This is a genomic window from Streptomyces sp. NRRL S-350, from assembly GCF_000719705.1.
In the GTDB taxonomy this organism is placed as follows: Bacteria; Actinomycetota; Actinomycetes; order Streptomycetales; family Streptomycetaceae; genus Kitasatospora.
Window position 1 is genome coordinate 48,954 of sequence record NZ_JOHO01000004.1, and the last position, 22,223, is coordinate 71,176.

The 22,223-nt window shown below is 74.6% G+C and carries 13 protein-coding genes and 3 tRNA genes; 4 read left to right on the forward strand and 12 right to left on the reverse strand.

Annotated elements, in window-relative coordinates:
* Window positions 1–12: 12 nt before the first annotated feature.
* Complete coding sequence (locus IF30_RS0105630; protein ID WP_030232790.1) at window positions 13–2,223, forward strand: hypothetical protein; 2,211 nt, start codon at window positions 13–15, stop codon at window positions 2,221–2,223.
* On the forward strand, window positions 2,220–3,269 hold the full coding sequence (locus IF30_RS0105635; protein ID WP_030232793.1) for a hypothetical protein: 1,050 nt from the start codon (window positions 2,220–2,222) through the stop codon (window positions 3,267–3,269). The genes IF30_RS0105630 and IF30_RS0105635 overlap by 4 nt, the downstream gene beginning before the upstream one ends.
* A gap of 58 nt (window positions 3,270–3,327) precedes the next feature.
* Here the strand turns inward: IF30_RS0105635 and IF30_RS43235 are convergent, their stop codons facing one another.
* From IF30_RS43235 to IF30_RS0105665, 6 genes are all read right to left on the reverse strand, one after another.
* The gene (locus IF30_RS43235; RefSeq protein ID WP_051709299.1) at window positions 3,328–4,341 is read right to left on the reverse strand and encodes a C40 family peptidase; all 1,014 of its coding nucleotides are present in this window, start codon (window positions 4,339–4,341) and stop codon (window positions 3,328–3,330) included.
* Window positions 4,338–5,648, reverse strand: a complete 1,311-nt coding sequence (locus tag IF30_RS41000) for an SPFH domain-containing protein (protein WP_051709301.1) — start codon at window positions 5,646–5,648, stop codon at window positions 4,338–4,340. The genes IF30_RS43235 and IF30_RS41000 overlap by 4 nt, the downstream gene beginning before the upstream one ends.
* 192 nt (window positions 5,649–5,840) lie before the next feature.
* Window positions 5,841–8,648, reverse strand: a complete 2,808-nt coding sequence (locus tag IF30_RS0105650) for an Ig-like domain-containing protein (protein ID WP_030232802.1) — start codon at window positions 8,646–8,648, stop codon at window positions 5,841–5,843.
* 402 nt (window positions 8,649–9,050) lie between these two features.
* Window positions 9,051–9,126 (reverse strand) — tRNA-Arg (locus tag IF30_RS0105655).
* A 31-nt stretch (window positions 9,127–9,157) separates the two neighbouring features.
* Window positions 9,158–9,233 (reverse strand) — tRNA-Arg (locus tag IF30_RS0105660).
* 227 nt (window positions 9,234–9,460) lie between these two features.
* A tRNA-Ser gene (locus IF30_RS0105665) sits at window positions 9,461–9,554 on the reverse strand.
* 177 nt (window positions 9,555–9,731) lie between these two features.
* Here IF30_RS0105665 and IF30_RS0105670 point away from each other — a divergent pair.
* Window positions 9,732–13,274, forward strand: a complete 3,543-nt coding sequence (locus IF30_RS0105670) for a PAS domain-containing protein (protein WP_030232805.1) — start codon at window positions 9,732–9,734, stop codon at window positions 13,272–13,274.
* Window positions 13,275–13,384: 110 nt separating this feature from the next.
* Here the strand turns inward: IF30_RS0105670 and IF30_RS0105675 are convergent, their stop codons facing one another.
* The 3 genes from IF30_RS0105675 to IF30_RS0105685 all read right to left on the reverse strand — a co-directional run bounded on the left by IF30_RS0105675 (window position 13,385) and on the right by IF30_RS0105685 (window position 17,500).
* Entirely contained in the window at window positions 13,385–15,046 is a 1,662-nt protein-coding gene (locus IF30_RS0105675; protein ID WP_030232807.1) for a long-chain fatty acid--CoA ligase, read from the reverse strand.
* A 167-nt stretch (window positions 15,047–15,213) separates the two neighbouring features.
* Complete coding sequence (locus tag IF30_RS46365; protein ID WP_030232810.1) at window positions 15,214–16,530, reverse strand: hypothetical protein; 1,317 nt, start codon at window positions 16,528–16,530, stop codon at window positions 15,214–15,216.
* A 100-nt stretch (window positions 16,531–16,630) separates the two neighbouring features.
* A complete protein-coding gene (locus IF30_RS0105685; RefSeq protein ID WP_030232813.1) occupies window positions 16,631–17,500 on the reverse strand; it encodes a glycoside hydrolase domain-containing protein in 870 nt (289 codons plus the stop codon).
* Between the two features lie 152 nt (window positions 17,501–17,652).
* Here IF30_RS0105685 and IF30_RS0105690 point away from each other — a divergent pair, with 152 nt between their 5' ends.
* Complete coding sequence (locus tag IF30_RS0105690) at window positions 17,653–18,684, forward strand: EamA family transporter (RefSeq protein ID WP_078891151.1); 1,032 nt, start codon at window positions 17,653–17,655, stop codon at window positions 18,682–18,684.
* A gap of 64 nt (window positions 18,685–18,748) precedes the next feature.
* Here the strand turns inward: IF30_RS0105690 and IF30_RS0105695 are convergent, their stop codons facing one another.
* The 3 genes from IF30_RS0105695 to IF30_RS0105705 all read right to left on the reverse strand — a co-directional run bounded on the left by IF30_RS0105695 (window position 18,749) and on the right by IF30_RS0105705 (window position 22,196).
* Window positions 18,749–19,585 (reverse strand): pyridoxal 5'-phosphate synthase, encoded by an 837-nt coding sequence (locus tag IF30_RS0105695; protein ID WP_234322596.1) that lies wholly within the window; start codon window positions 19,583–19,585, stop codon window positions 18,749–18,751.
* Window positions 19,586–20,046: 461 nt separating this feature from the next.
* Window positions 20,047–20,376 carry a hypothetical protein gene (locus IF30_RS0105700; protein WP_030232820.1) on the reverse strand — a complete coding sequence of 110 codons (330 nt, stop codon included), beginning with the start codon at window positions 20,374–20,376 and terminating at the stop codon, window positions 20,047–20,049.
* A 455-nt stretch (window positions 20,377–20,831) separates the two neighbouring features.
* Window positions 20,832–22,196 (reverse strand): FAD-binding oxidoreductase, encoded by a 1,365-nt coding sequence (locus IF30_RS0105705; RefSeq protein WP_030232823.1) that lies wholly within the window; start codon window positions 22,194–22,196, stop codon window positions 20,832–20,834.
* Window positions 22,197–22,223: the final 27 nt, after the last annotated feature.

Here is a 22,223-nt window from a genome sequence, read left to right on the forward strand (position 1 = left end):
GGATCCACCACCATGCTGAGCTACGAAACCGTCCGGAACGCCAAGATCGAACCGCTGCACGCGGCGGCCGAGGAGTGGAAGACCCTCCAGTCCCGCTACACCGGCCTCAAGGAGAGGCTGACCAACGAGGTCGCCGGCAAGCTGGCCGCCGGCTGGGAGGGCGAAGCCGCCACCGAGGCCCGCTCGCTGATCCAGAAGGCCGCCGAACAGATCGACGCCGCCGGGAAGGAGTCCGCCGACGTCAGCGGCCTGCTGGCGGACGCCGCCCAGCAGTTCGCCGACGCCCAGAACCGGCTCAGGAAGATCGCCGACGAGGACGGCCCCGCCAACCACCTCCAGGTCGACGCCACCGGGACGGTCACCGACGTCCACCCGCTGCTCCACGACAAGGCGGCCCAGGCCGACCCGGACTACCAGACGGTCTTCCTGCCCCAGCGCAAGCGCGCGGTGGAGGACCTCGTCCACAGCCTGGAGGCGGTGCTCCAGCAGGCCGCCGACGCGGACCAGGCCGCCGCCTGGGCGCTGCGCGCCGACCCGAACGGCGCGAACGACAACGCGTTCAACCCGAACGGCTACCACACCCTCCAGGAGGCCACCGAGGCCCGCAAGGACCTCACCGACGCGCTCGCCCTGGCCGGCAAGGGCGGCGACCTCTCGGTCGAGGAGCTGACCAGGCTCAACGCCCTGCTGGAGAGGCGCAAGAACGACCCGGCCTTCGCCGAGCAGTTCGCCACCACGCTCGGGCCCAAGGGCACCCTGGAGTTCTGGCGCGACGTCAACGACCCGGCGAAGTTCGGTGCGTACAGCAAGGAACGCAACGAGGCCGTGAAGAAGCTCCAGGCCTCACTGGGCGCGACCCTGGGCACCGCGACCCAGAGCCACTCCAAGCCCATGCAGGACTGGGAGAGCGAGATGGTCAAACTCGGTCCCCAGGTGATGAACCGCCCGGGCGGCGGTCCGACGCCGCTGGGCTACCAGCTGATGAGCAGCCTGATGCGCTCCGGCGAGTACGACACCGAATTCCTCGACAGCTACGGCAAGAGCCTGCTCGCGTACGAGCGCAACGCCAAGACCGACCCCCAGCTCATCTGGGCGCCGGACTCGACCCAGCCCAGCTGGGACCACCTCGGCGAGGGCCGCGGCGGCGACGCGGTGGCCGGCTTCCTGGAGTCGCTCAGCCACAATCCGCAGGCCTCCACCCGCTTCCTCGACCCGGGCGACCCCCGGCACGACGACACCCTCAAGTACCTGCTGGAGGACCGCCGCTGGCCCAAGGAGATGGGCCCCGACGGCAAGCACGTCCAGGGCCACCACGCGCTCGGCCTGGCCGTCGAGGCCGCCGCCACCGGCGACCGGCCGGGCCAGGAGGACACCGTCAGGCACCACTCCGAGGCCCAGGCCCGGGTCATGCGCGACACCGTCAACCTGCTGGACGGCGGCATCGGCCACGAGAAGCTCCCGGCCGGCATGCAGCGCCCGATCGCCAACGCCCTGGCCGACTACTCCTCCGACACCCACGACATCCTCTCCGGCACCAACCGTGCCGCCAAGGACCACGCGGGCAGGGACGCCAGCGGCGTCTGGGTCGACCCGGTCACCGGGGAGACCAGGATGGCCACCGACAAGGGCGCCCTGATCCGGGTCCTGCGCGGCATCGCCGACGACCCGGAGTCCCACCACGTCGTCCAGCAGGCCGAGATGGTGCACGTCGCCCAGCAGCTCGCCGAACTCCCGGCGAACGCGGGCGAGAAGGAGTGGAAGGGCGTGATGGCCAACTCCTCCGTCGCCCTCGGCGTCTACGACGCCGTCCAGGCGGACGCCATCCTCGACCAGCGCGACGACGACACCATGGTCGCGGCCTGGAAGGCCAAGGGCCTGTACCAGGGCATCGGCACCCCGCTGAAGCTCGTCCCCGTCCCCGGGGTGGGCGCGATGGCGCAGAGCCTGCTCGGCGACGGGATCATGGGGTGGCAGCTGAACGCCACCGAGGAGATCAACGCGACCGCGGCCGGCCGGATCGAGGGGAACACGCTCACCGGCTCCGACGGCCGCAGCGGACACGAGGGGATCAGCGCCATGGTCGAGAAGTGGCAGCAGCAGCGCAACGGCCTCAACCCGGACGCCCCTTCCGTCGACTGGGACGAGCAGCAGATGCGGACGATCTACAACACCGGCCGCACCGATGCGGCCACCGCACTCGGCCGTGGAGGCGAGAACAAGTGACCCCCGAGCCCACGCAGCCGCGCGGGGCACGTCGGCGGTGGCGGCTCCCGGTCGCCGCCGCCCTCGGGCTGCCCCTCGCCGCCGGCGCCGTGTTCTACCTGGGCGGCGGGTACGACCGCTGGCAGGACGGCCGCAGCCTGGCCGGCCTCTGCCACGGCAGCCTGGACACCGCCGAGGTCAAGGAGTTCCTCGGCGTGGACCGGATGCGCGGCGAGGACGCCGTCTCGCCGGACGGACCGGCGGCCTGTTCCGTCGTCAACCCGGAGCACACCGGTGGGTTCCTCTCCGTCAAGACCGGTTGGGGTCAGCAGGGCTCGGCGCAGGCGCTGGCCGCGCTCCGCCGCGATCGCGCCGACCTCGCCACCACCATGGCCGCGCCCCTGGGTTACGGCCGCCGCGGCGTCCTGGACCTCCAGGAGGACGACGGCGCGGTCGCCGTCCTCCCCCTGGACTGCCCCGGCCAGGGCGGCAAGGAGCTCCTCGTCACCGTCAAGGGCCTCCCGCGCACGGGCGGCCTCGACGACGCCGCCCAGCGGGCCAGGTTCGCCCGCATCGCGGCGCGCACCGCCGACGGGGCCGCCCGGGTGTGGGGCTGCACGGCCCCCTCGGGGCCGGACATCACCGACGTCCCGGCGGACACCCGGTACCGGAAGGTTCCGGCCGGGCAGGCCGCCGGCACCTGCAGCGGGCTCGACGGGACGACCGGCGAGACGGCGGCCGACCCGAACGCCCCCGTCGAGGACTGCTTCCTGTACGACGCCGGCGACAGCCCGCGATTCCGCCTGGGGGCGTACTACCCGCCGTTCGCGGACGCCCTTCCCAAGGTGGCGCACTACCCGGTCGCCGGCGCGTCCGGCAGCCGGGACGGCCTGCTCTGGGCCACCGCCTCCTGCCCCGGCGGCGGCACCGCGCTCTACACGGTGGACACCGTCGACGACGGCAAGCGCACCGCCACGCCCGACCCGGCCGCCCAGGGGTCCGCCCTGCGCACCTTCGCCACCCGGTCGGCCGAGCGCCACGGCTGCGCCGCACCGCAGCTGCCCTGAAACGCGGTTCGGGCCCTGACCACGGCGTGCGCGGTCAGGGCCCGGTGCGGTCGCGGCGCTACGGCCGACCGAAGTGGGTCGGGTAGTGGTTCGCGTCGAGGGTGGAGACCCGGACGGTCCGACCGGGCCGGGGAGCCTCCACGAACGTGCCGCCGCCCAGGTACATCCCCACGTGGTGGATCCCGGAGGCCCGGCCGCTGTCGGACCAGAACACCAGGTCACCGCGGCGCAGCTGCCCCGCGCTGATGGGCGTGGTGGCCGCGTACTGGTCGTCGGCCACGCGCGGCAGGTCGATCCCGCTGCGGCGGTAGGCCTGCTGCACGAGGCCCGAGCAGTCGTAGCCGGACGGGCCGTTGCCGCCCCAGACGTACGGCTTGCCCAGCTGGGCGAGCGCGAAGTCGACGGCCGTCTCCGTGCTGTCTGCGGCCGGTGCCCGGTCCGCGGACTGCTTGCCACCGGACCCACCGGCCCCCTCGGAACCCCCGGGACCACCTGGACCACCGACGCCGCCGGATTGCGCGGACCGGCCGGTGCGGCTCGCGTAGACGTCAGAGTGGCTGGTCCACCGCCACTGCCCGGCACCGTTCTCGAACCAGTACCTCGACCCGTCCCAGCCCTGGCGCGGCCCGGAGGAGGCCGAGCCGTTGGAGACGGCCGCGGCGCCGGCACCGGAAGGCCTGGCGGCGGTGCCGGACTGGCCGGTGCGGCTCGCGTAGACGTCAGAGTGGCTGGTCCACCGCCACTGCCCGGCACCGTTCTCGAACCAGTACCTCGACCCGTCCCACCCCTGTTTCCCCGCCGCCGCGTGCGCGGATCCGCCCCCGGCCGTCAGGCCGACGACACCGGCACCCGCCAGCACGGAGGTGGCCAGGCAGGTGCTCCGTACGGCGCGGTGTATTCGGCTGCCGCCGGCCGCCGCGGAACGGGCGGTGCGCGGCCGGGCCGCGCAGTTCGGGCAGCCGCAGCCCGCGATCGCGGGGATGCCGCCCAGGCGCTCCTCGAAGGCGATCAGGCCGGGATCCCCATCGGGCCCGGCCCCGGGTTCGGCGTACGCGCCGGTGGCTATCCTCATGCGAGTCGTCCTTCCTTCCGCCCGGCACGCGCGGCCGGGGGCGGTACCGAGGCGGCCACTCCGGCCGGGGCGACGAAGGCGACCAGCAACTGCTCCATCAGAGCACTCCGGGCGGCCTCGTCCAGTTCGTGCGCGGTCGCCCGCTCCAGGCGGCGGACGGCGAGCGCCGCCGCCTCCACCGCGTCGTCCACCAGCACGGTCCGCAGGCCCGCGTCCAGGTCCGCCAGCCGGCGGCGGCGCATCGACTCGGCGACCTCCGGCGCGTAGTCCAGCGCCATCGGCTGCACCGAGTAGACCTCCAGGCCCGCCGGGGCGGCCTCGGCGGCCAGCGCCCTGGTCAGCTCGTCGGCGAACCACTGTCCGTCGCGCAGCGCCGGGCCGGGGGCCGCGTTGCTGTCGCAGGGCAGCATGGACGCGGTGCGGGTGAGCACCGCCTGGACCTGTTCGCGCAGGTAGACCTCGTGGTCCTCGATCGCCAGCAGCGCCCGCGCGGTGTCCTTGACCCGCCAGACGATCAGCAGCCGGACCACGATCGGCGTGCCGGTGCGGTCGACCACCCTGGCGGGCTCGCTGCGCCAGTGCCGCAGCCGTACGTCCACCCGGCGGCGGCGCAGCAGCGGGTTGACCCAGACCAGGCCGGTCCGGCGGACGGTGCCCCGGTAGCGGCCCCAGCGGGTCAGCACCCGGGTCTCGCCGCCCGCGTTGGCCAGCAGCCCGGCGAGCGCGAACACCGCCACCAGGCCGGCCGCGCTGACCTCGGCGATCGTGCGGGCGTCCGCCTCCGCCCGTCCGTTCGCCCGCGCGACGGCGTCGCGCAGGTCGGGCAGCGCGTCCCAGTGCGGGATGACGCCGGCGCGCAGCAGGGCGACCAGCACCCCGCCCAGGCCGAGCAGCACCGCCAGCAGGGCGATCCAGCCCGGCAGTGCGGTGGCCCGGTGCTCGCGCAACGCCTGGTCGGCGCGCGGCGGGCGCCGGGAGGTGGCGGCCGCCGGGGCGCCGACCTGGCCGGCGTCGTCCGGCAGGTCGACGCTCCCCGGGACGGCCGTCTCCAGCGGGTCGCGCGGGTCCACCGGGCCGGCGGGCGACGGACCGGGGACGACGGCCAGCGGGATGGTCGCCGGTCCACCGTCAGCCGGTGCGCTGTCGGCCGGTCCGACCGGCGGGGAGGGCGTGCCGGCCTTGACCGTCCTCAACGCCGAGGCCCTGGCCAGCGGGCTTGAGCCGTAGGAGGAACGTTCCGGCATGGCCGGGGGGAGCGTCTTGGGCTGGTGGTCGGGTCGCTGCGAAGAATCGCGGGTGACGTCCATGCACGGATCCTCAGGGTCGGTGTGTCGCGCAACGGGCGGCCCGGATCTGACGGGCAGTGCCAAGATCAGGCTAAGTTCATACATCATCAAATGCGACATTTGAGTCGAGTGTGTCGACATTTACTGATGTATCGTCCGAAGTCGATCTGACGCGCAGGCACATGAACGGACGGTCGAAGAAATCGGCGCTGGTCAGCGCCGTCGAGTACCGGTCCCGCGACTGAACACCCGGCGGGTGATCAGCCCGGTCCCGGCGAGCACCAGCAGGACGCCTGCGAGCCCCCCGCGCCAGCCGGCCTGCTCGGAACGCACAGGCTCCGCCGGCGGCGCGGCCAGCGGCCGGACCGCACCCTCGGCCGGATCGGCGCTCCCGGTCGACGAAGGCTCACCCCTGACGGCGACGGCGACCGCCCGGGACGGGGTGCCGCCCGGTGTCGGTGCCGGAGAGGGCGTCGCAGCGATCGCGACCGTCGGAACGACGGACGGAGAAGGAGCGGAGGGAACGGAGGGGACGGAGGGAACGGAGGGGACGGAGGGAACAGAGGGGACGGCGGGAACAGATGGGACGGCGGACACCGACGGAACGGCAGCCGGCCGACTCGGCGAGCCCGAAGCCGTGGCAGGAGCCCCCGCACTCGGCGCGGCCGAAGCCTTCACCGGCGGAACGGCCACCGGCGGGACGACGATCGGCAGCACCCCTGAGGGAGCCGGCACCTCGGGCACAGCCCCGCCGGCCGGACTCGGCGAAGTCGAAACCGAAACCGACGGCGAGGGTGAGGGCGAAGCCGACGGCGACGGCGACGGCGACGGCGACGGCGACGGCGACGGCGAGGGCGAAGCCGTCACCCCAGCGCTCGGCACCGCCGCCCCAGCGGCGACCCGCACCGTCACCGGCTCCGCCGAAGTCCCGTTCCCCGCCAGGTCCGTGGCCGTGACGATCAGCGACTGCTCCCCGTCCGTCAGGTCCCGGTTGGCGGTGCAGGTCCAGCTGCCGTCGAGCGCCGTCGTCGCCCCGCACAGCACCGTCCGCCGCCCCGAGTCGGAGCCGGATCCCGCGTCCGCCCGTACGGTGACCAGGACGTTCGTGCCCGGCTCCGCCCGGCCGGCGAGCTTGGGCCGGTTGACCCGCAGGGTCTCCCCCGCAGCCGGTGCGGTGAGCACCGGCCGGTCCGGCGGGGTGGTGTCGACCACCAGGGTCACCGTCTGCCCGGCTGTGCGGTTGCCCGCCGCGTCGACGGCGACCGGGGTGAGCAGGTGGTTTCCGTCCGTCAGGTTCTCGACGGGGAGGCAGGACCACCGGCCGTCCGCCCGCACCGCCGTGCTGCACAGTTCGCTCACGACGGCCCGGTCGGTGACCGAGACGGTGCTGCCCGCGTCGCCGGTGCCGGTGAGTTGCAGACCGGGGTCGTTGGTGTACGCGGGCAGAGTGAGCGTGGGGGCGGCCGGGGGTGCGGTCTTCACGGTGACCTTGACCGCCTCGCCGCGCAGCACGACGCCTCCGCTGGTGGTTTCCACGGGGGTGAGGCTGTGCGGGCCGGCCGGGAGCGGGGCGGCGGGTCGGCAGGACCAGGCGCCGCCGCCCGCGACCTTGGCCTTGCAGAGCGCGGTGTCGCCCTCCCGGATCTCCACCGTGGCGCCGGCCACCGCGCCCTCGCCGCTGATCTCGGGGCGGGCGTCGGCGAGGACGGTGCCGTCGACCGGCTCGGCGATCTCCGGCCGGGCGGCGCCGACGGCCAGCTTGATCCGCTGGTCGGAGACCTGCCCGGAGTCGGCGAAGCCGCCGGAGGAGACGAGTTGGCTGGTGTCGCGGCCGATCCGCAGCCGGGCCCAGGTCTCGCCCGAGGCGGCGCCGGAGGGGACGGTCCACTCCAGGGTCGCGGTGTCGGCGCCGGGCTGGACCTCGGTCTGCACGCGTCCCGCGGCGTCGAAGCGGCCGGTGTGGGCGAAGTCGATCCAGCCGGCCAGGGTGGCGGGCTGGTCGCCGACCGCGACCGGGACGGTGAGCCGGTAGTAGCGGCCGATCGCGGCGTCGGTGGGGTAGCTGATCGACGGGTCGGCGCCGTGGTACTCGCTGCGGCCGGGCTGGAGTCTGGGCGGCGGCGGGCCGGCGAAGGGGCTGCGCAGCGAGGCGCCGTGGTCGAGCCGGACCAGCGGCCCGTCGTTCGCGGTCGCGGCGGTGCCGTGGGGGGTCCGCCGCGAGGGGCCGGCGGCGTCGGCACCGAGGAAGAGGTCGGAGACCACGTGGGAGGCGTTGCCGTAGGCCTGCGGCGCGGTGCCGAGGGCCTCGTCGACGCTGACGGTGTAGGCCTGGCGCAGGACGGGCGGGGCGGTGGTGCTGCCGGCCCGGGCGGTGGAGCGCTGTTCGACCCGGAACACCGCGGTGCGGAAGGTTCCGGCGAGTTCCAGGGAGCCCTCGGCGGCGGAGCCCGGCGCGCCGTCGGAGGCGCCGTCCGGGCCCACGGGGGCCAGGGTGTTGCCGTCGACCGTCCAGCCGGGCCAGTCGGTGCGGTTGACGAGGGTGGGGGCGGCGGGCGAGCCGCCGGTGAGGGTGAGCCGGGCCGCGGTGCTGGTGGTGCCGGATTTCCCGGTGGCGACCGCGGCCAGGCCACTGAGGTGCAGCCGGGGATTGCGGACCGGCCGGGAGAAAGTCAGCCGGAGCGTCCCGGCGGTGCGCCACGAACCGTCCGTCTGCGGATGGTCGGGGGTGAGGGCGAAGGTCTGTGCCGGGTCTCCGGGGTGCATTCCGTCCGCATAGAGGGCCGCGGACCGCCCTCCTCCCGATCGGTCGGCCAGTTCGCCCGATTCGGCGGCGACCGCCGTTCCGGGAGAGGCGTCGAAATCGAACCGGACGGAAAGCCCGGAGGGCAGCACCGCCCGGTGCTCCGCCGACCAGGAGTCCGGGGACTGCTGGGCCACCGAGAGCGGGGCGTTCCAACCGGTCAGCAGCCCGGCCGTGAGGACGGCCAGGGCGGCAGCAGTACGGGGAAACTGTCGGCTCATCCGGCGCTCCTTCGCGGTCGGCTGCCGGGGCGGCGGGCAGTCCGGGCACAAGATCCGACAAAAAGGAATCACGATCCCGGGTCGGCCGTACGGCGACACCTGCGGTTTCGACCGCACCCCACCCGTTTGGCAGTCATTCGGGCGGCAGGACGGGAGGTATCCGAATGGACCGCATTCCATCAGTCGGGCGGTGACGGACCCCACCGGATGGACGCGGGAACGGGAATTCCCGGCCGATCCGGAAGACCCCGGCGCCCGGTGCCTGACCATCCATCGGGGCGTCCTGTTCGAACGACCCCGACCACCACGGCCTGCGGCGGCTCCGGAGGTGGTCACGCTCCTGAGGTGGTCACGGAGCCGGGAACGCGAGAAGCCCCCGGCCGGTGGCCGGGGGCTTCTCGATGGTGCGCTCAGCAGGATTCGAACCTGCAACCTCTTGATCCGTAGTCAAGTGCTCTATCCGTTGAGCTATGAGCGCAAGGAACGGGCGGACCCGATCTTGCGGTGGTTGGTGCGCTCAGCAGGATTCGAACCTGCAACCTCTTGATCCGTAGTCAAGTGCTCTATCCGTTGAGCTATGAGCGCTCGCCCTGCCGAACGTGCCAGCGGGGCGTTGCGGGGACAACATTACATGACCTGCGACGTGGGGCGAAATCGGTTTCCCGGGGGCCGTCGCGGGGCCGCCCGGGGCGCCCTCCGGCGGCGCTCCCGAGGGTGCCCCGGCCTGGCCCGTCCGGCCGCCGGGAACTCCGGGGCACGCCCGGGAACGCGAAGAGCCCCCGCCGACGGTCTCGTCGGCGGGGGCTCCCGGTTGGCGGAGGCTGAGGGATTTGAACCCTCGATGGGCTTTAAGACCCAAACCGCATTAGCAGTGCGGCGCCATAGACCGGACTAGGCGAAGCCTCCCCACAAGGACCATGCCCGCGCGAGCGGACCCGTTCCGTGTGTCAGTGATGATGCCACAACCGCGGGGCTCGGCACCAACCACCGCCCACGTTACTAGGCGGGTCGTCCCCGCCGCAAAGAAGAATGAGATACTGCCGTCTCCGGAGGAGCTGCCCCGAGCCGAGGAGACCTGTCGACGTGAGCAGCAGGCCGATCCGAGGCGCTGCTCGCCTCGCCGCCATACTCGACGCCCTGCCCGACGCATTGCTGCTGGTGAACAGCAACGGGACCGTCGTGGACGCCAACAGCGCCGCGGTCCAGGCCCTGCAGGCGCCGGGCACCTCACTGGTCGGCATGGGCGTCCTGGGCCTGCTCCCCGAGTTCGACCCCAGCCGGATCCCCGGCTCGATGCGCCCGGCCACCAGGGACGGGGACGCCCTCGAACGTCCGGTCCGGATGACCGCCCACCGCACCGACGGCACCACCTTCCCGGTCGAGGTCTCCGGCAACGACTTCGCCGACGACGGCGGCGGCGAAGGCCGCGGCTACGCGCTCTCACCGCTCGTCCCGTACGACCCGTACCGCGAGGGCTCCCGCTCGCCGTCCTCCTCCGACCTGCTCCTGCTGCTGGTCCGCGACCTCTCCGGCCGGCTCGGTGTCGAGGCCGAGCTGCGGCGCCAGCACAAGCAGACCGAGATGATCCTGCGGGCCGCCGCCGAGGGCGTGCTCGGGGTCGACCTCGAAGGCCGCTGCGTGCTGGTCAACCCGGCCGCCGCGCACATCCTGGAGTACCGGGCGAGCGAGCTCGGCGGGCGCGAGCTGCACCCGCTGATCCAGCACTCCCGGGCCGACGGCACCCCGCTGGCGCTGGAGGAGTCCGCGCTGCTGGACACCCTGACCTCCGGGCGCAAGCACCGGGTGCGCGGCACCGTGCTGTGGCGCAAGGACGGCCGGCCGGTCACCGTCGACCTCACCACTGCCCCGGTCCGGGACGGCGACCAGCTGGTCGGCGCGGTGATGACCTTCACCGACCGCAGCCGCGAACTCGCCCTGATCGCCCGCAACGAGCACCTCACCGCCGTGCTGGAGAGCGAACTGGGCGGCGCCCTGGACGCGCTGAACCAGCGGCTGGACGCGCTCGCCGCCGACCCTGCCGGGCAGTTGTGGCCGGAGGCCAACTGGACGCTGCGCCGGCTCGCCGCCGAGTGCCGCCGCTTCGGGAAGCTGATCGACGGCGTCCTCGACCATCAGCGCTCTGAGGCCGGCGAGGGCGCCGGGGCCGAGGTCCGGGACGGCAAGGAGGGCGCGGACGCCAAGGACGGCAAGGACGGCACGGACGGCAAGGGCCGCCGGAAGGCCGCACCGCGGGTGCCGGTCGCGCTGGACGACGTGGTCCGCCGGGCCGTCGAGGAGGCCGGCGAGCTGGTCGGCCCGGGCCGGGTGCGGTTCTCGGTGCACGCCGCCGCCGTCGAGGTGATCGCCGACGAACGGCGGCTCGCCCAGGCGCTGGCCCACCTGGTCGCCGACGTCAGCGGCATCGGACTGGCGCTGGACGCCCCCACCGCCCCCTCCCCCGGCCTGGCCGTCCCCGGACTGCCCGTCCCCGGTCTGACCGTCGGCGCCGCGCCCGCGGTGCCGCCCGCCCCCGAGCCGCCGACCGTCGTCCTGGCCGCCGCCCAGCGCGGCGAGGTCGCCCGGGTCGAGATCCGCGGCCCCGGCGTCGGCGGCAGCCCCGTCCACCTGCCGATAGCCCGCGCGGTGGTCGAGCGCCACGGTGGCGTGCTCCAGCCGCACGAGCTGCCCGGCAAGGCCGGCACCACGTACGTCGTCGAGCTGCCGCTGGACCCGGCCGCCGCGAAGGCCGCCGCCGAGCGCGCGTCCGCCGAGGGGCGCTCCGACCGGCCCAAGGAGAGCGACAGCGCCGTCCTGCCCGAGCTGCCGGGCATCCCGCAACTGCCCAGCAGCGGCGAGCCCGCCGAGGCCGCCCCCACCGCCGGGCAGCCGGTCCGGGAGGCCCCGGCCGAGGGCCGGGCGCCCGCCGAGGAGCCGCCCGCCGCCGCTGCCGAGCGGCGCGGCCGCCGAGGCCGGCCGGCCACCGAGACTCCCGCGCCCACCGCGCCCGACGCACCCGACGCCCCGGCCGACCAGTGGCCGAACGCCCCCGCCCGGGTCGAGCGGGCCGTCCCCGAGCAGTGGAACGGCACCGGCCACGACCCCGCGTACGGCCGTCAGGGGCTGGCCGGTCCGGACGGCGTCCAGAGCGACCCGTGGGGGAAGGACGACGGCCGTTCCGGGCCCGCCTACGCCGTGCCCGTCGAGGACGAGCGGGCGCAGCAGAACCGGACCGGCGGGCGCGAACCGCTCGCGCTCGGCCCGGCGCCCTCCGCTCCGGGCGCCCCGGGCGCCGACGGCACCCCGGCGGGCGGCACCCCGACCGCCGGGGCCGCACCGGAGGAGGGCGTGGGCGAGTCCAAGCCGCGTCGGCGTCGCGCCCTGCCCACCGCCGAGGACTCCTACGGCGGCTTCGCGCTGCCCGGAGTGCCCGACGCCCCGGTGTATCCCGGCCTGGAGCACGCCCTGCCGACCGGCCCCGCGCCCGTGCCGCCCGCCGAACCGGCCGCCCCGCCCACCGGGCGCCGCCGGCGGCTGGCCGTCCCGCCGGGCCCCGGACCGGACGCCTCGGCGAGCACCCCCGGTCCGGCCGGCCAGCCCGGACAGCCCGGGCCGGACGCGGGCGAGCCCGGCACCGCGCTGACGCCCGCGCGGGCCGCGCTGCCCGCCGGCGAGGAGCCGTCGGGGCCGCGCCCGGTCGGCACCGGCCTGGGTGAGCTCGCCCCGCCGCGCCCGCTCGGCGCCCCACCGGTGCCCCCCGTCGCGCCGCAGCCGCCCGCCCCGGCCGAGGCCCGGACGGCGCCGCGCCCCAGGGCCGAGCTCCCGGCCGCCGGGGAGCGGCCCGCCGCCGGGCAGCCCTTCGCCGAGCAGCCGTCGGCCACCGGCGGCGAACTGGCCAACACCCGTCGGCTGCTGGTCTGGCCGGAGCCCGACCCGGCCACCAAACAGGCCCTCCTGTCCCGCGGCTACCACCCGGTGATCGTCAGCTCGCGCGAGGAGGTCGACGCGCAGGTCCCCGGCTTCCCCGCCGCCCTCTTCGTCGACCCGCTGACCGGCCCGATCACCCGCACCGCGCTGCAGTCGCTGCGCACCGCGGCGCTCAACCGCCGCATCCCGGTGCTGGTCACCGCCGGCCTGGGCCAGGCCACCCGGGACGCCGCGTACGGCGCCGACCCGGCCGTCCTGCTGCGCGCCCTCGCGCCGCGCGACGGCGAGCACCACGCCCCGCGCGTGCTGCTGGTCGAGAGCGACCCGGACATCGCCGCCGCCATGATCAGCAGCCTGGAGCGGCGCGGCATGCACGTCGAGCACGCCGTGGACGAGAACGACGCCGTGGCCCGGGCCAGCAGCGTGCAGCCCAACCTGGTGGTGATGGACCTGCTGCAGATCCGCCGCCGCCGGGTCGGCCTGCTGGACTGGCTGCGCGCCAACGACCGGCTGCACCGCACCCCGCTGGTGGTCTACACCTCGGTGGACCTCGACCCGCGCGAACTGCCCCGGCTGCGCACCGGCGAGACGGTCCTGTTCCTGGCCGAGCGCTCGACCGGCGAGGACGTCCAGGGCCGGATCGTGGACCTGCTCGGGCGGATCGGCACGATGGGCGAGGCGGGCGTCGTCGCCGCGGGCTGATCCGCTGTGCCGTCTGTTCCGCCCCCGGGTCGCCCGCGCCCCCGGGAGAGCGAGCGGGCCGGCCGTCCCCGTCCGGTACGGGGACGGCCGGCCCGGTGCCGTCCCTGCGGCTACTCCTTGCCGAGCACCGTGACGTCCAGCTCGTCCGCCGCGTAGCTGGCCCGGATCACCTTCTTGTCGAACTTGCCGACCGAGGTCTTCGGCACCGACTCCACAACCGACCAGCGCTCGGGCAGCTGCCAGGAGGCGATCCGCCCGGCCAGGAAGTCCCGCAGCTCCCGCAGCCCGACGGTCGCACCCGGCCGCAGGACCACGGTGGCCAGCGGACGCTCGCCCCACTTCTCGTCCGGGACGGCGACCACGGCGGCCTCGGCCACCTCGGGGTGGGCCATCAGCTCGTTCTCCAGCTCGACCGACGAGATCCACTCGCCGCCGGACTTGATGACGTCCTTGGCCCGGTCGGTGAGGGTGAGGTAGCCGTCGGCGGTGATGGTGCCCACGTCGCCGGTGCGCAGCCAGCCGTCCTCGGAGAACTTGTCGTCCGGGCGGACCGGATCCTGCCCGGCGCCGCCGTAGTACGCCCCGGCGATCCACGGGCCGCGCACCTCCAACTCGCCCGCCGCGACGCCGTCGTGCGGCATCCGCTCGCCGCCCGGGCCGATCAGCCGGGCCTCGACGGAGGCCGGGAAGATGCCCTGGGTGATCCGGTACGGCCACTCCTCCTCGGGGGTGAGACCGCCCGGGGGCTGGGCGAAGGATCCGAGCGGGGAGGTCTCGGTCATGCCCCAGGCGTGGAGGACCCGGATGCCGTGGCGCTCCTCGAAGCCCTTCATCAGCGACGGCGGGCAGGCGCTGCCGCCGATGACCACCATGCGCAGGCTGGAGGTGTCGTAGTCGCCCGCGTCGAGCTCGTCCAGCAGGCCGCTCCAGATCGTGGGGACGGCCGCGCTCACGGTCGGGCGGACGGCGGCGATCATCTCGGCCATCGGCTTCGGCTGGAGGAAACGGTCCGGCATCAGCAGGCCGGCGCCGGACATGAAGGCGGCGTGCGGGATGCCCCAGGCGTTCACGTGGAACATCGGGACCACGGGCAGCGCGGTGTCGCGCGGGGTGAACGCGAAGTTGTCACCCGTATTGACCTGCAGGCAGTGCAGGTAGACCGAGCGGTGGCTGTAGAGCACGCCCTTCGGGTCGCCGGTGGTGCCGGAGGTGTAGCAGAGCACGGCGGCCTGGCGCTCGTCGACGTCGCTGCGCCACGGGTACGCGGTGGGCCGGCCCGCGATCAGCTCCTCGTAGTCGTGCACACCGCCCGCGAAGCCCGCCAGCAGCGAGCGGTCGCCGGGGCCGCTCACCACGATGTGCCTGAGCGTCGGCGCGAGGGCCGGCAGGACGGCGGCGAGGAGCGGGAGGACGGTGCCGTTGACGATGACCACGCGGTCGGCGGCGTGGTTGACGATGAACGACAGCTGTTGACCGGGCAGCCGCAGGTTGAGCGTGTGCAGCACGGCCCCCATCGCGGGGACGGCGAGGTACGCCTCCAGGTGCTCGGCGTTGTTCCACATCAGGGTGGCGACCCGGTCGTCCGCCGTCACCCCGAGCTCGTCGCGCAGGGCCCACGCGAGCTGCGCGGCCCGGGCGCCCACCTCGGCGTAGGTCCGGACGACCGGCCCGGTGCCGTCCCAGGTGGTGACGGTCGAGCGGCCGTGGATCGTGGACCCGTGCTCCAGGATCCGGGCGACGGTGAGCGGGACGTCCTGCATCGTGCTGAACACGGGTCCTCCTTGACCTGGCGGCACTGCCGGTGCGCCTGCGGCACCTACTGGGCGGTAGTGCGCGCGGACCTGCCCGATTTTGCCGCCCGGACCGCCCGCTGTCAGCATCCCGACCCCGTTGCACGGGTCACGGCGTCACCCGGTCCGCCCGGCGGGCGGGCGGGCGGTCAGCTCCGCTCGCGGCGGCAGAGGTGGAGGGAGTTGACGGGATCGGGGGTGTAGGTGGGGTCGAGGGCCCAGCCCTGTTCGGCGGCGATGCGCAGGGCCTGGTGGGCGCCGGCGCCGCGGTAGGTCGCGCGGTTGAGCCGGATGCGGCGCAGGTAGGTGCCGTCGGGGGCGGTGATCCGGCGGTAGCTCTCGGCGGTGCGGGCGAGTTCACGGGTGCCGTCGCGCTTGAGGATGCGGCGGACGTGGCGGTCCCAGGCGGCGGGACTGCCGGTGAACTCGGCCCGGAAGGCGCGCGGACCGACCGTCCAGCGGGCGCCCCAGCGCTCCCAGTGGTCCGGCTCGGGGCGGTTCACCCAGAACGTGAGCAGGAAGATCACCGGGACGTAGACGATCTGCAGCAGGAACACGAACGGGAGCAGCAGCGCGGAGCGGGACGGCTGCGGGCCCCACGGGGTGCCGGGAGCGGCGGGCGGGTCCTGCGGGGACGGGGCGCTCAGGCCGGTCGGGGCGGGGAAGCGGCGGGCGAGCTTGACGTGCTCGGCATCGGTGCCGCTGCCGGTGCCGACGCCGCTGCCGGTGCCCGGCAGCACCCCGTGCCAGCCCTGCCGCTCGGCGAGCCGGACCACGCCGTCCGCGCCGAGGCCCCGGTAGAGGCGCACGGCGAGCCGGACCGACACCTCCCGGCCCAGGTCGGCCTGCACCTCGCCGCCGCCGGCCGCGTGACCGGCCTCGGCCGCGGCGATGCGGCGCCGGAGGATCGGGGTGACGTAGCGCTCCCAGTCCTCCGGGCGGCCGGTCAGCTCGGCGCGCAGGCGGCGCGGCGGCATGAAGCTGCGGTTGACCCGCAGCCAGCCGTCGGAGGAGGGGCCGCTCCCGTTGTACTCGGCGAAGATCAGGACCACGAACAGGAACACCAGGCCGACGACCCAGAGCGGGGCGTAGATCCACTGCAGGAGGAACTGGATCAGCACGCCGACGGGGCTGCGGCGCGGCGCGGGGCCGGGGAAGCCGCCGGGCTGCGGTCGCGAGTCGAGCTGCGGCTGCGGCTGCGGCTGCGGCTGCGGCTGCGGCTGCGGCTGCGGCTGCGGCTGCGGCTGCGAGCCGAACTGCGCGGCAGCGTACGGCGGTTGGGCGGAGGCAGGCGGCTGCGGGGCGAGCGGCTGCGAGGGGTACGGCTGCGGCGGCACCGGCTGTGCGTACGGGTTCTGCCCGGGCGGCACCTGCCCGTACGGGCTCGGCGACGGCACCGCGCCGTAGCCGTCCGCGGCTCCCTGGCCGTACCCGCCGGTTCCGCCGTACTCCTGACCGTTCGGCATTCCGCCCCCTCCGCTGTGACCGGGGGCCACCCTACCGGCGGGCCCCTCGGGGCGGCCCTCCGCCGACGGACCCCGGGCGACGGGCTCCAGCCGACGGGCCTCAGCCGGCGGTGGGGCCGTCCACCTGGTTGCGGTCGATGGTGAGGGCGGCACCGCCGTACGTCTCCTCGACGTTGCCGTGGTACTGGTGGACGCGCTGGTGGAGGCCCCAGAGGTCGGGGGTCAGGGCGCCGGAGCCGGCGGTGTCGGCGTGGTCGTCCCAGCGGGCGTACCAGAGCGCGTCGGGCATCGGGGAGCTGCCGGCCCGGGCGGCGGCGGCGAGGTCGGTGATGCCGGAGTCGAGGCTGGAGTAGAAGCCGGAGCGGTAGCCGGCGGAGTGCAGGGCCTGGGTCCAGCCGAGGGTGAAGTCGACCACGGCCTGGCTGCAGGCCGGGTCGCGCAGTGGATAGGCCTCGATGTCCAGGTAGACCGGGCTGCCGACGCCGAACCCGAGCGGCTGCAGCGCGCGGACGGCCTCGCCGGCCTCGTCCCGGCCCTGCTGGACGGCGTTCGCCGGGTCGATCCGCCGGGGCTTGCTGCTCTGGTCGGCGCACGGCGCCTGCAGTCCCACGTGCACCGGCAGGAAGCGCCAGCCCAGGGCGCGGGCCTGGCGCACCCAGTCGGCGGTGAGCCGGGGCTGGCCGCAGCCGCGCTGGGAGCCGCTGGTGTAGATGCCGACCGCCCCGTACGGGGAGGTGCCGCGCCAGGCCCGCAGGGTGTCGAGCGGGGGTGCGGCGCAAGCGTCGAAGGCGGCGCCGCTCCAGGTCTCGCGGTACCGGGGTGGGGCGCCGCGGTCGGGGAGGGTGACGGCCCGGATGCGGGGGACGGCGGTGGTCCGGGCGGCGGCTCCGGCGCTCACGCCCGTCCCGTCGGTGGCCAGCAGGAGCACGAGGGAGGCGGCGAGGAGGGCCGCTGGGCGGAGATAGCGCATCCAGCCTTGCTACTGACGAACCGTCGGGCGAATCCGGCAACCACGCCGTGGGCCTCGCCGGGGTCCACCCTTTCGGACGCACCCGTCCACTTCCGTCCCGATATTTGTAACGAGCTTGCCGCTTCATCACTCCTTACGGCAAACTCGCCGCTATGCCCACGTCCCACACCAGCGAAACCTCCGCCGCCTCGTCATCGGCCGCCGCCGTCGCCGAGGCCCTTGCCGCGCCGACCGCCCCCACGGGCGGGCCGGCCGGCGAGCGGGGCGGCGGGCACGAGCGGGAGGGCGGGCACGAGCTCGGCGGCGGGCACGGGCGGGGCGGCTGGGAGAGGATTCCGGCGCCGCTTCTCTGCCTGACCGCGATGTTCCTGGTGCAGACCGGCATCGCTCTGTCCAAGCCGCTCTTCGGCCCGCTCGGCGTCAGCGGCACGACCTTCCTGCGGCTCGGCTTCGCCGCCGTCATCCTGCTCGCCGCCACGCGCCCGAAGCTGCGCGACAAGCGCCCCCGAGACCTCGCCGCGGCCGCGCTGCTCGGCGTGGCCTCGGCCGGGATGACCTTCCTGTTCGCCGGGGCGGTCGACCGGCTGCCGATGGGCACCGCCGCGACCATCGAGTTCCTCGGTCCGCTCGCGGTCGCCCTGGTCTTCGCCCGACGCGCCAGCCACCTGCTCTGGGCGCTGCTCGCGGCCGCCGGCGTGGCACTGCTCACCCTGCTCGGCGAGGGCGACGGCGGGGGCTCGCTCGACCCGGTCGGCCTGCTGTACGCCTTCGGGGCGGCCGCCTGCTACGCGCTGTACATCCTGTTCACCGACAAGGTCGGCGCGACCTTCCAGGGGTTCCAGGGCCTGGCCGTGTCGATGACGGTCGGCGCGCTGACGCTGGCCCCGTTCGGGCTCGGCGAGGCCTGGCACGGGCTGACGGCCCCCGACGCCTCACCGCTGGTGCTGCTCGCGGCGGTCGCCGGGGTGTCGCTGCTGCTGCCGGTGATCCCGTACGCGCTGGAGATGACCGCGCTGCGCCGGATGCCGCAGCGGGTGTTCAGCGTGCTGGTCAGCCTGGAGCCGGCGGTCAGCGCGCTGGTCGGACTGGTGGTGCTGGGCCAACTGCTGGGCGTGCCTCAGCTGGCCGGGATCGGTTGCGTGGTGGCGGCCAGCGTCGGCGCCACGCTGGCGGGGCGGCGGTAGGCCCCGCCCCGCGGCCAGCGCCTCACGGCCCGTGCCTCACGGCCAGAGCCCCGCGGCCCGCGCCTTACGGCCAGAGCAGGGTGCGCGACCACTCCGGCGAGCTGACGGGGCCGGTGCGGGTGTAGCGCAGGCGGACGTGCCGGCGCTGGGCGTCGCCCTGCCAGAACTCCACCTCGTGCGCCCACAGGGTGTAGACCGCGTGCCCCGGCGCCACGGCGTCCGGGTGCGTCTCCAGCCGTCGACGGGCGACCGCCACCGCCTCGTCGTAGTCGGCGAGCGAGGCCAGCGGCTCGCTCTGCCGCCCGACCAGCGCACCGACCCGGGCGGCGGGCGTACGGGTGGCGAACTCTGCGGCGGCGACCAGGTCGGCGGCCCGCTCGACGGTGCCGCGCACCCGGACCTGACGGCCCAGCTGCGGCCAGTAGACGGTCAGCGCGGCCGCCGGGTGATCGGCGAGCTGGCGGCCCTTGGGGCTGTCGGCGGCGGCGGAGAAGTTCCAGCCGGTGCCGCCGGCGTCGACGTCGCGCAGCACCAGCACCCGGGCGTCCGGCATGCCGTCCGCATCGACGGTGGAGAGGGTGAACGCCTGCGGATCCAGGACCCCGGCGGCCAGCGCGGTGGCGAGCCAGTCCACGAACAGCGGCCCGGGCTCCGCGGGGGCGCCGTCATGGTCGAAGGACGGCAGCGGGCGGGCCATCGGCGGGCGGCCGAGCAGCAGCTCGGGGACGGACCTTGGCTCGGGCCTGGGCTCGGGGTTCGACTCGGGGTTCGACTCGCCCCTCGACTCGGGCCGGCGCTCGCCGGCCGGCTCGGCTGCCGAGCCCGGGCGGGCGTCCGCCTGCGGCTCCGGTGCGGGACCGGCCTCGCCGGGGCCCGTCAGGCCCTCCTCCTCAGCCGCCATCACGCACCCTTCCTTCCGGTTGCCGCGGTCGCCACCCCGGCCGGGCCGCCCTTCCGGGCCCGGGCACGCGGTGCGCTGTCGGAGCGCAACCGTACCGCCGCGGGCCGACGGACCCGGGCGCGGGCCCTGGCTGGGCGGATCACGCCCGCTCGGCGGGGCGGCCGCGGACACACTCGTGGGCGGTGCCGATGGCGGCACCGCCCACGGGGCCGGTTTCGCGGTGACCCTTTCCGCTGGCCGGTCGATGCGCTGTTCCCTCTGTGATGCGCGGATCCCTCTGGTTGTCCGGTTGTTCCGGCGTTCGGTGCCGTTGCTGCCGTTCCGGTCCGCTGTTTCCAGGCCGGTCCGATCGGACCGGTTGCGAACCCGTCCGCGGTTGCTCAGCCCACCTGCGGCCACCCGTCTCCGGCGCCCCCGCCTTCGATGGTGCCCGGTGTGCTCACGCGGTCAGCCGGGGCAGGTCAGCTGAAGACCGGAGCGAAGATGACGTTGACGTTCTTGTTGCCCTGGCCGGCCAGGACGGCACCCGCGTTGTCCTTCACGGCGAGGGTGTTGTCCTGGTTCGAGGCACCGGAGCCGGTGGCCGTCTGCTGGGTGGACACGTAGTTGCCGTCGACCCCGCCGAAGACGTTGCCCGTGCCCACGTTGGACACCACGCCGGCGTTGGAGCCGGCCGCGGCACCCGCGCCGTTGTCGGCGGCCGCGGCACCGGCACCCGCCAGCAGCAGACCCGCCGCGAGCGGGCCGGCGAGTAGGAGTCCGACCGTTCGGGGTGTGTACCTGCGAGCCATGAAAGCCTCCAAGAAGCTGTTAATCGTCCAATAGTCGAGCACGGTGTGCAAGGTTCGCCGGCCAGACGAACACCTGCGGGCTGCGACGCCGGGAGAAAGACTTCCGCAACAAATCGACAAAGCACTAGTCAGCCCCGCAATTTTCGCCCGTTTGCGTGATATCCACCCAGGTCCCGCATGGCGGCATGAAAATCGGACAAGGCGCGGCAATATGCCTGTTGAGCTGTGGCTTTACTCGAATCGACGCGGAGCGCACGCTCACCGGAGAGGGCGCTCGGCGTCCAGCAAGCCACTGGTCGCACCACCCGGTCGCACACAAGTCGCGAATGCGCCCGGACAGGTCCAATCACTCTTCGATGTCGACTTTTCGGCCATTCACAGACCATCGGAAAGTCGTATCGATACCCGGCCGCACAGGCGGGCATGACGGAGCCGCCCGGGCCGGCTATCGGAAATCAGACCATCTTGCCCGGGTTCAGGATGCCCAACGGATCGAAGACCGCCTTCAACTGCCGCTGCAGGTCCAGCGCCACCGGGCCCAGCTCGCGGGCCAGCCAGTCCCGCTTGAGCAGCCCCACCCCGTGCTCCCCGGTGATCGTGCCGCCCAGCTCCAGTCCGAGCGCCATGATCTCGTCGAACGAACGCTGCGCCCGGACGACCTGCTCACCGTCCGCGGCGTCGAAGATCACGATCGGATGGGTGTTGCCGTCCCCGGCATGGCTGACCACCCCGATGGTCAGGCCGTGCCGCTCCGCGATCACCGCGACACCGTTCAGCATCTCGGCCAGCCGGGAACGCGGCACCGCCACGTCGTCGATCATCGTGGTGCCCAGCCGGTCCATCGCGGGCAGCGCCAGCCGCCGGGCGGCCAGCAGCAGGTCGGACTCCGCCTGGTCCTCGGCCGGCACCACCTCGGTCGCCCCGGCATCCCGGCACAGCTGCGCGGCCCGCGCCAGCTCCCCCTCCCGGTCCGGCCCGTCGAAGGCCACCAGCAGCAGCGCCTGGGTGGACTCCGGCAACCCCATCTGCCCCAGCTCGTTGACGGCCCGCACCGAGACCGTGTCCATCAGCTCCATCAACGACGGGGTCAGGCCGCGCGCCATCACCTCGCAGACCGCCGCGCCCGCCGCGTCCGCGCTCGGGAACTCGGCCGCCAGCGCCAGCTGCGGAGCCGGCGCGGGCCTCAGCGCCAGAACCGCCCGGACCACCACGCCGAGCGTCCCCTCCGAGCCGACGAACAGCCGGGTCAGGTCGTAGCCCGCCACCCCCTTGGCCGTCCGGCGGCCGGTGGACAGCAGCCGCCCGTCCGCCAGCACCACGTCCAGGCCGAGGACGTACTCGCTGGTGACGCCGTACTTCACGCAGCAGAGCCCACCCGCGCCGGTGCCGATGTTGCCGCCGATCGTGCACGACTCCCAACTGGACGGATCCGGCGGGTACGACAGGCCCGACTCCTCCGCCTTGCGCGAGAGTTCGGCGTTCACCACGCCGGGCTCGACGACCGCGATCCGGTTCACCGGATCGATCTCCAGGATCCGGTTCAACTTCACCAGGGACAGCACGATGCAGCCGTCCACCGCGTTCGCGGCCCCCGACAACCCCGTCCGGGCGCCCTGCGGCACCACCGGCACGCTCAGCTCCGTCGCGGTGCGCATCACGTGCTGAACCTGCTCGACCGTCTCCGGGAACACCACCGCGGCGGGCACACCGGCCGCACAGAACCCCGCCATGTCGCGGCTGTACGCGACGGTCACGTCGGGATCCACCACGACGGCCCCGGTCGGGAGGCCCTGCACCAGTCGGTCCGTCAGATCGCCCATCGCCGCCTCCGCTCACCGCCCGACCGC

Bases quoted from the DNA above. Each gene is read 5' to 3' on its own strand.
- IF30_RS0105630 (WP_030232790.1), top strand. From the start codon at position 13: ATGCTGAGCTACGAAACCGTCCGGAACGCCAAGATCGAACCGCTGCAC.
- IF30_RS43235 (WP_051709299.1), bottom strand. From the start codon at position 4,341: ATGAGGATAGCCACCGGCGCGTACGCCGAACCCGGGGCCGGGCCCGAT.
- IF30_RS41000 (WP_051709301.1), bottom strand. From the start codon at position 5,648: ATGGACGTCACCCGCGATTCTTCGCAGCGACCCGACCACCAGCCCAAG.
- IF30_RS0105650 (WP_030232802.1), bottom strand. From the start codon at position 8,648: ATGAGCCGACAGTTTCCCCGTACTGCTGCCGCCCTGGCCGTCCTCACG.
- IF30_RS46365 (WP_030232810.1), bottom strand. From the start codon at position 16,530: ATGCCGAACGGTCAGGAGTACGGCGGAACCGGCGGGTACGGCCAGGGA.
- IF30_RS0105685 (WP_030232813.1), bottom strand. From the start codon at position 17,500: ATGCGCTATCTCCGCCCAGCGGCCCTCCTCGCCGCCTCCCTCGTGCTC.
- IF30_RS0105690 (WP_078891151.1), top strand. From the start codon at position 17,653: ATGCCCACGTCCCACACCAGCGAAACCTCCGCCGCCTCGTCATCGGCC.
- IF30_RS0105695 (WP_234322596.1), bottom strand. From the start codon at position 19,585: ATGGCGGCTGAGGAGGAGGGCCTGACGGGCCCCGGCGAGGCCGGTCCC.
- IF30_RS0105700 (WP_030232820.1), bottom strand. From the start codon at position 20,376: ATGGCTCGCAGGTACACACCCCGAACGGTCGGACTCCTACTCGCCGGC.
- IF30_RS0105705 (WP_030232823.1), bottom strand. From the start codon at position 22,196: ATGGGCGATCTGACGGACCGACTGGTGCAGGGCCTCCCGACCGGGGCC.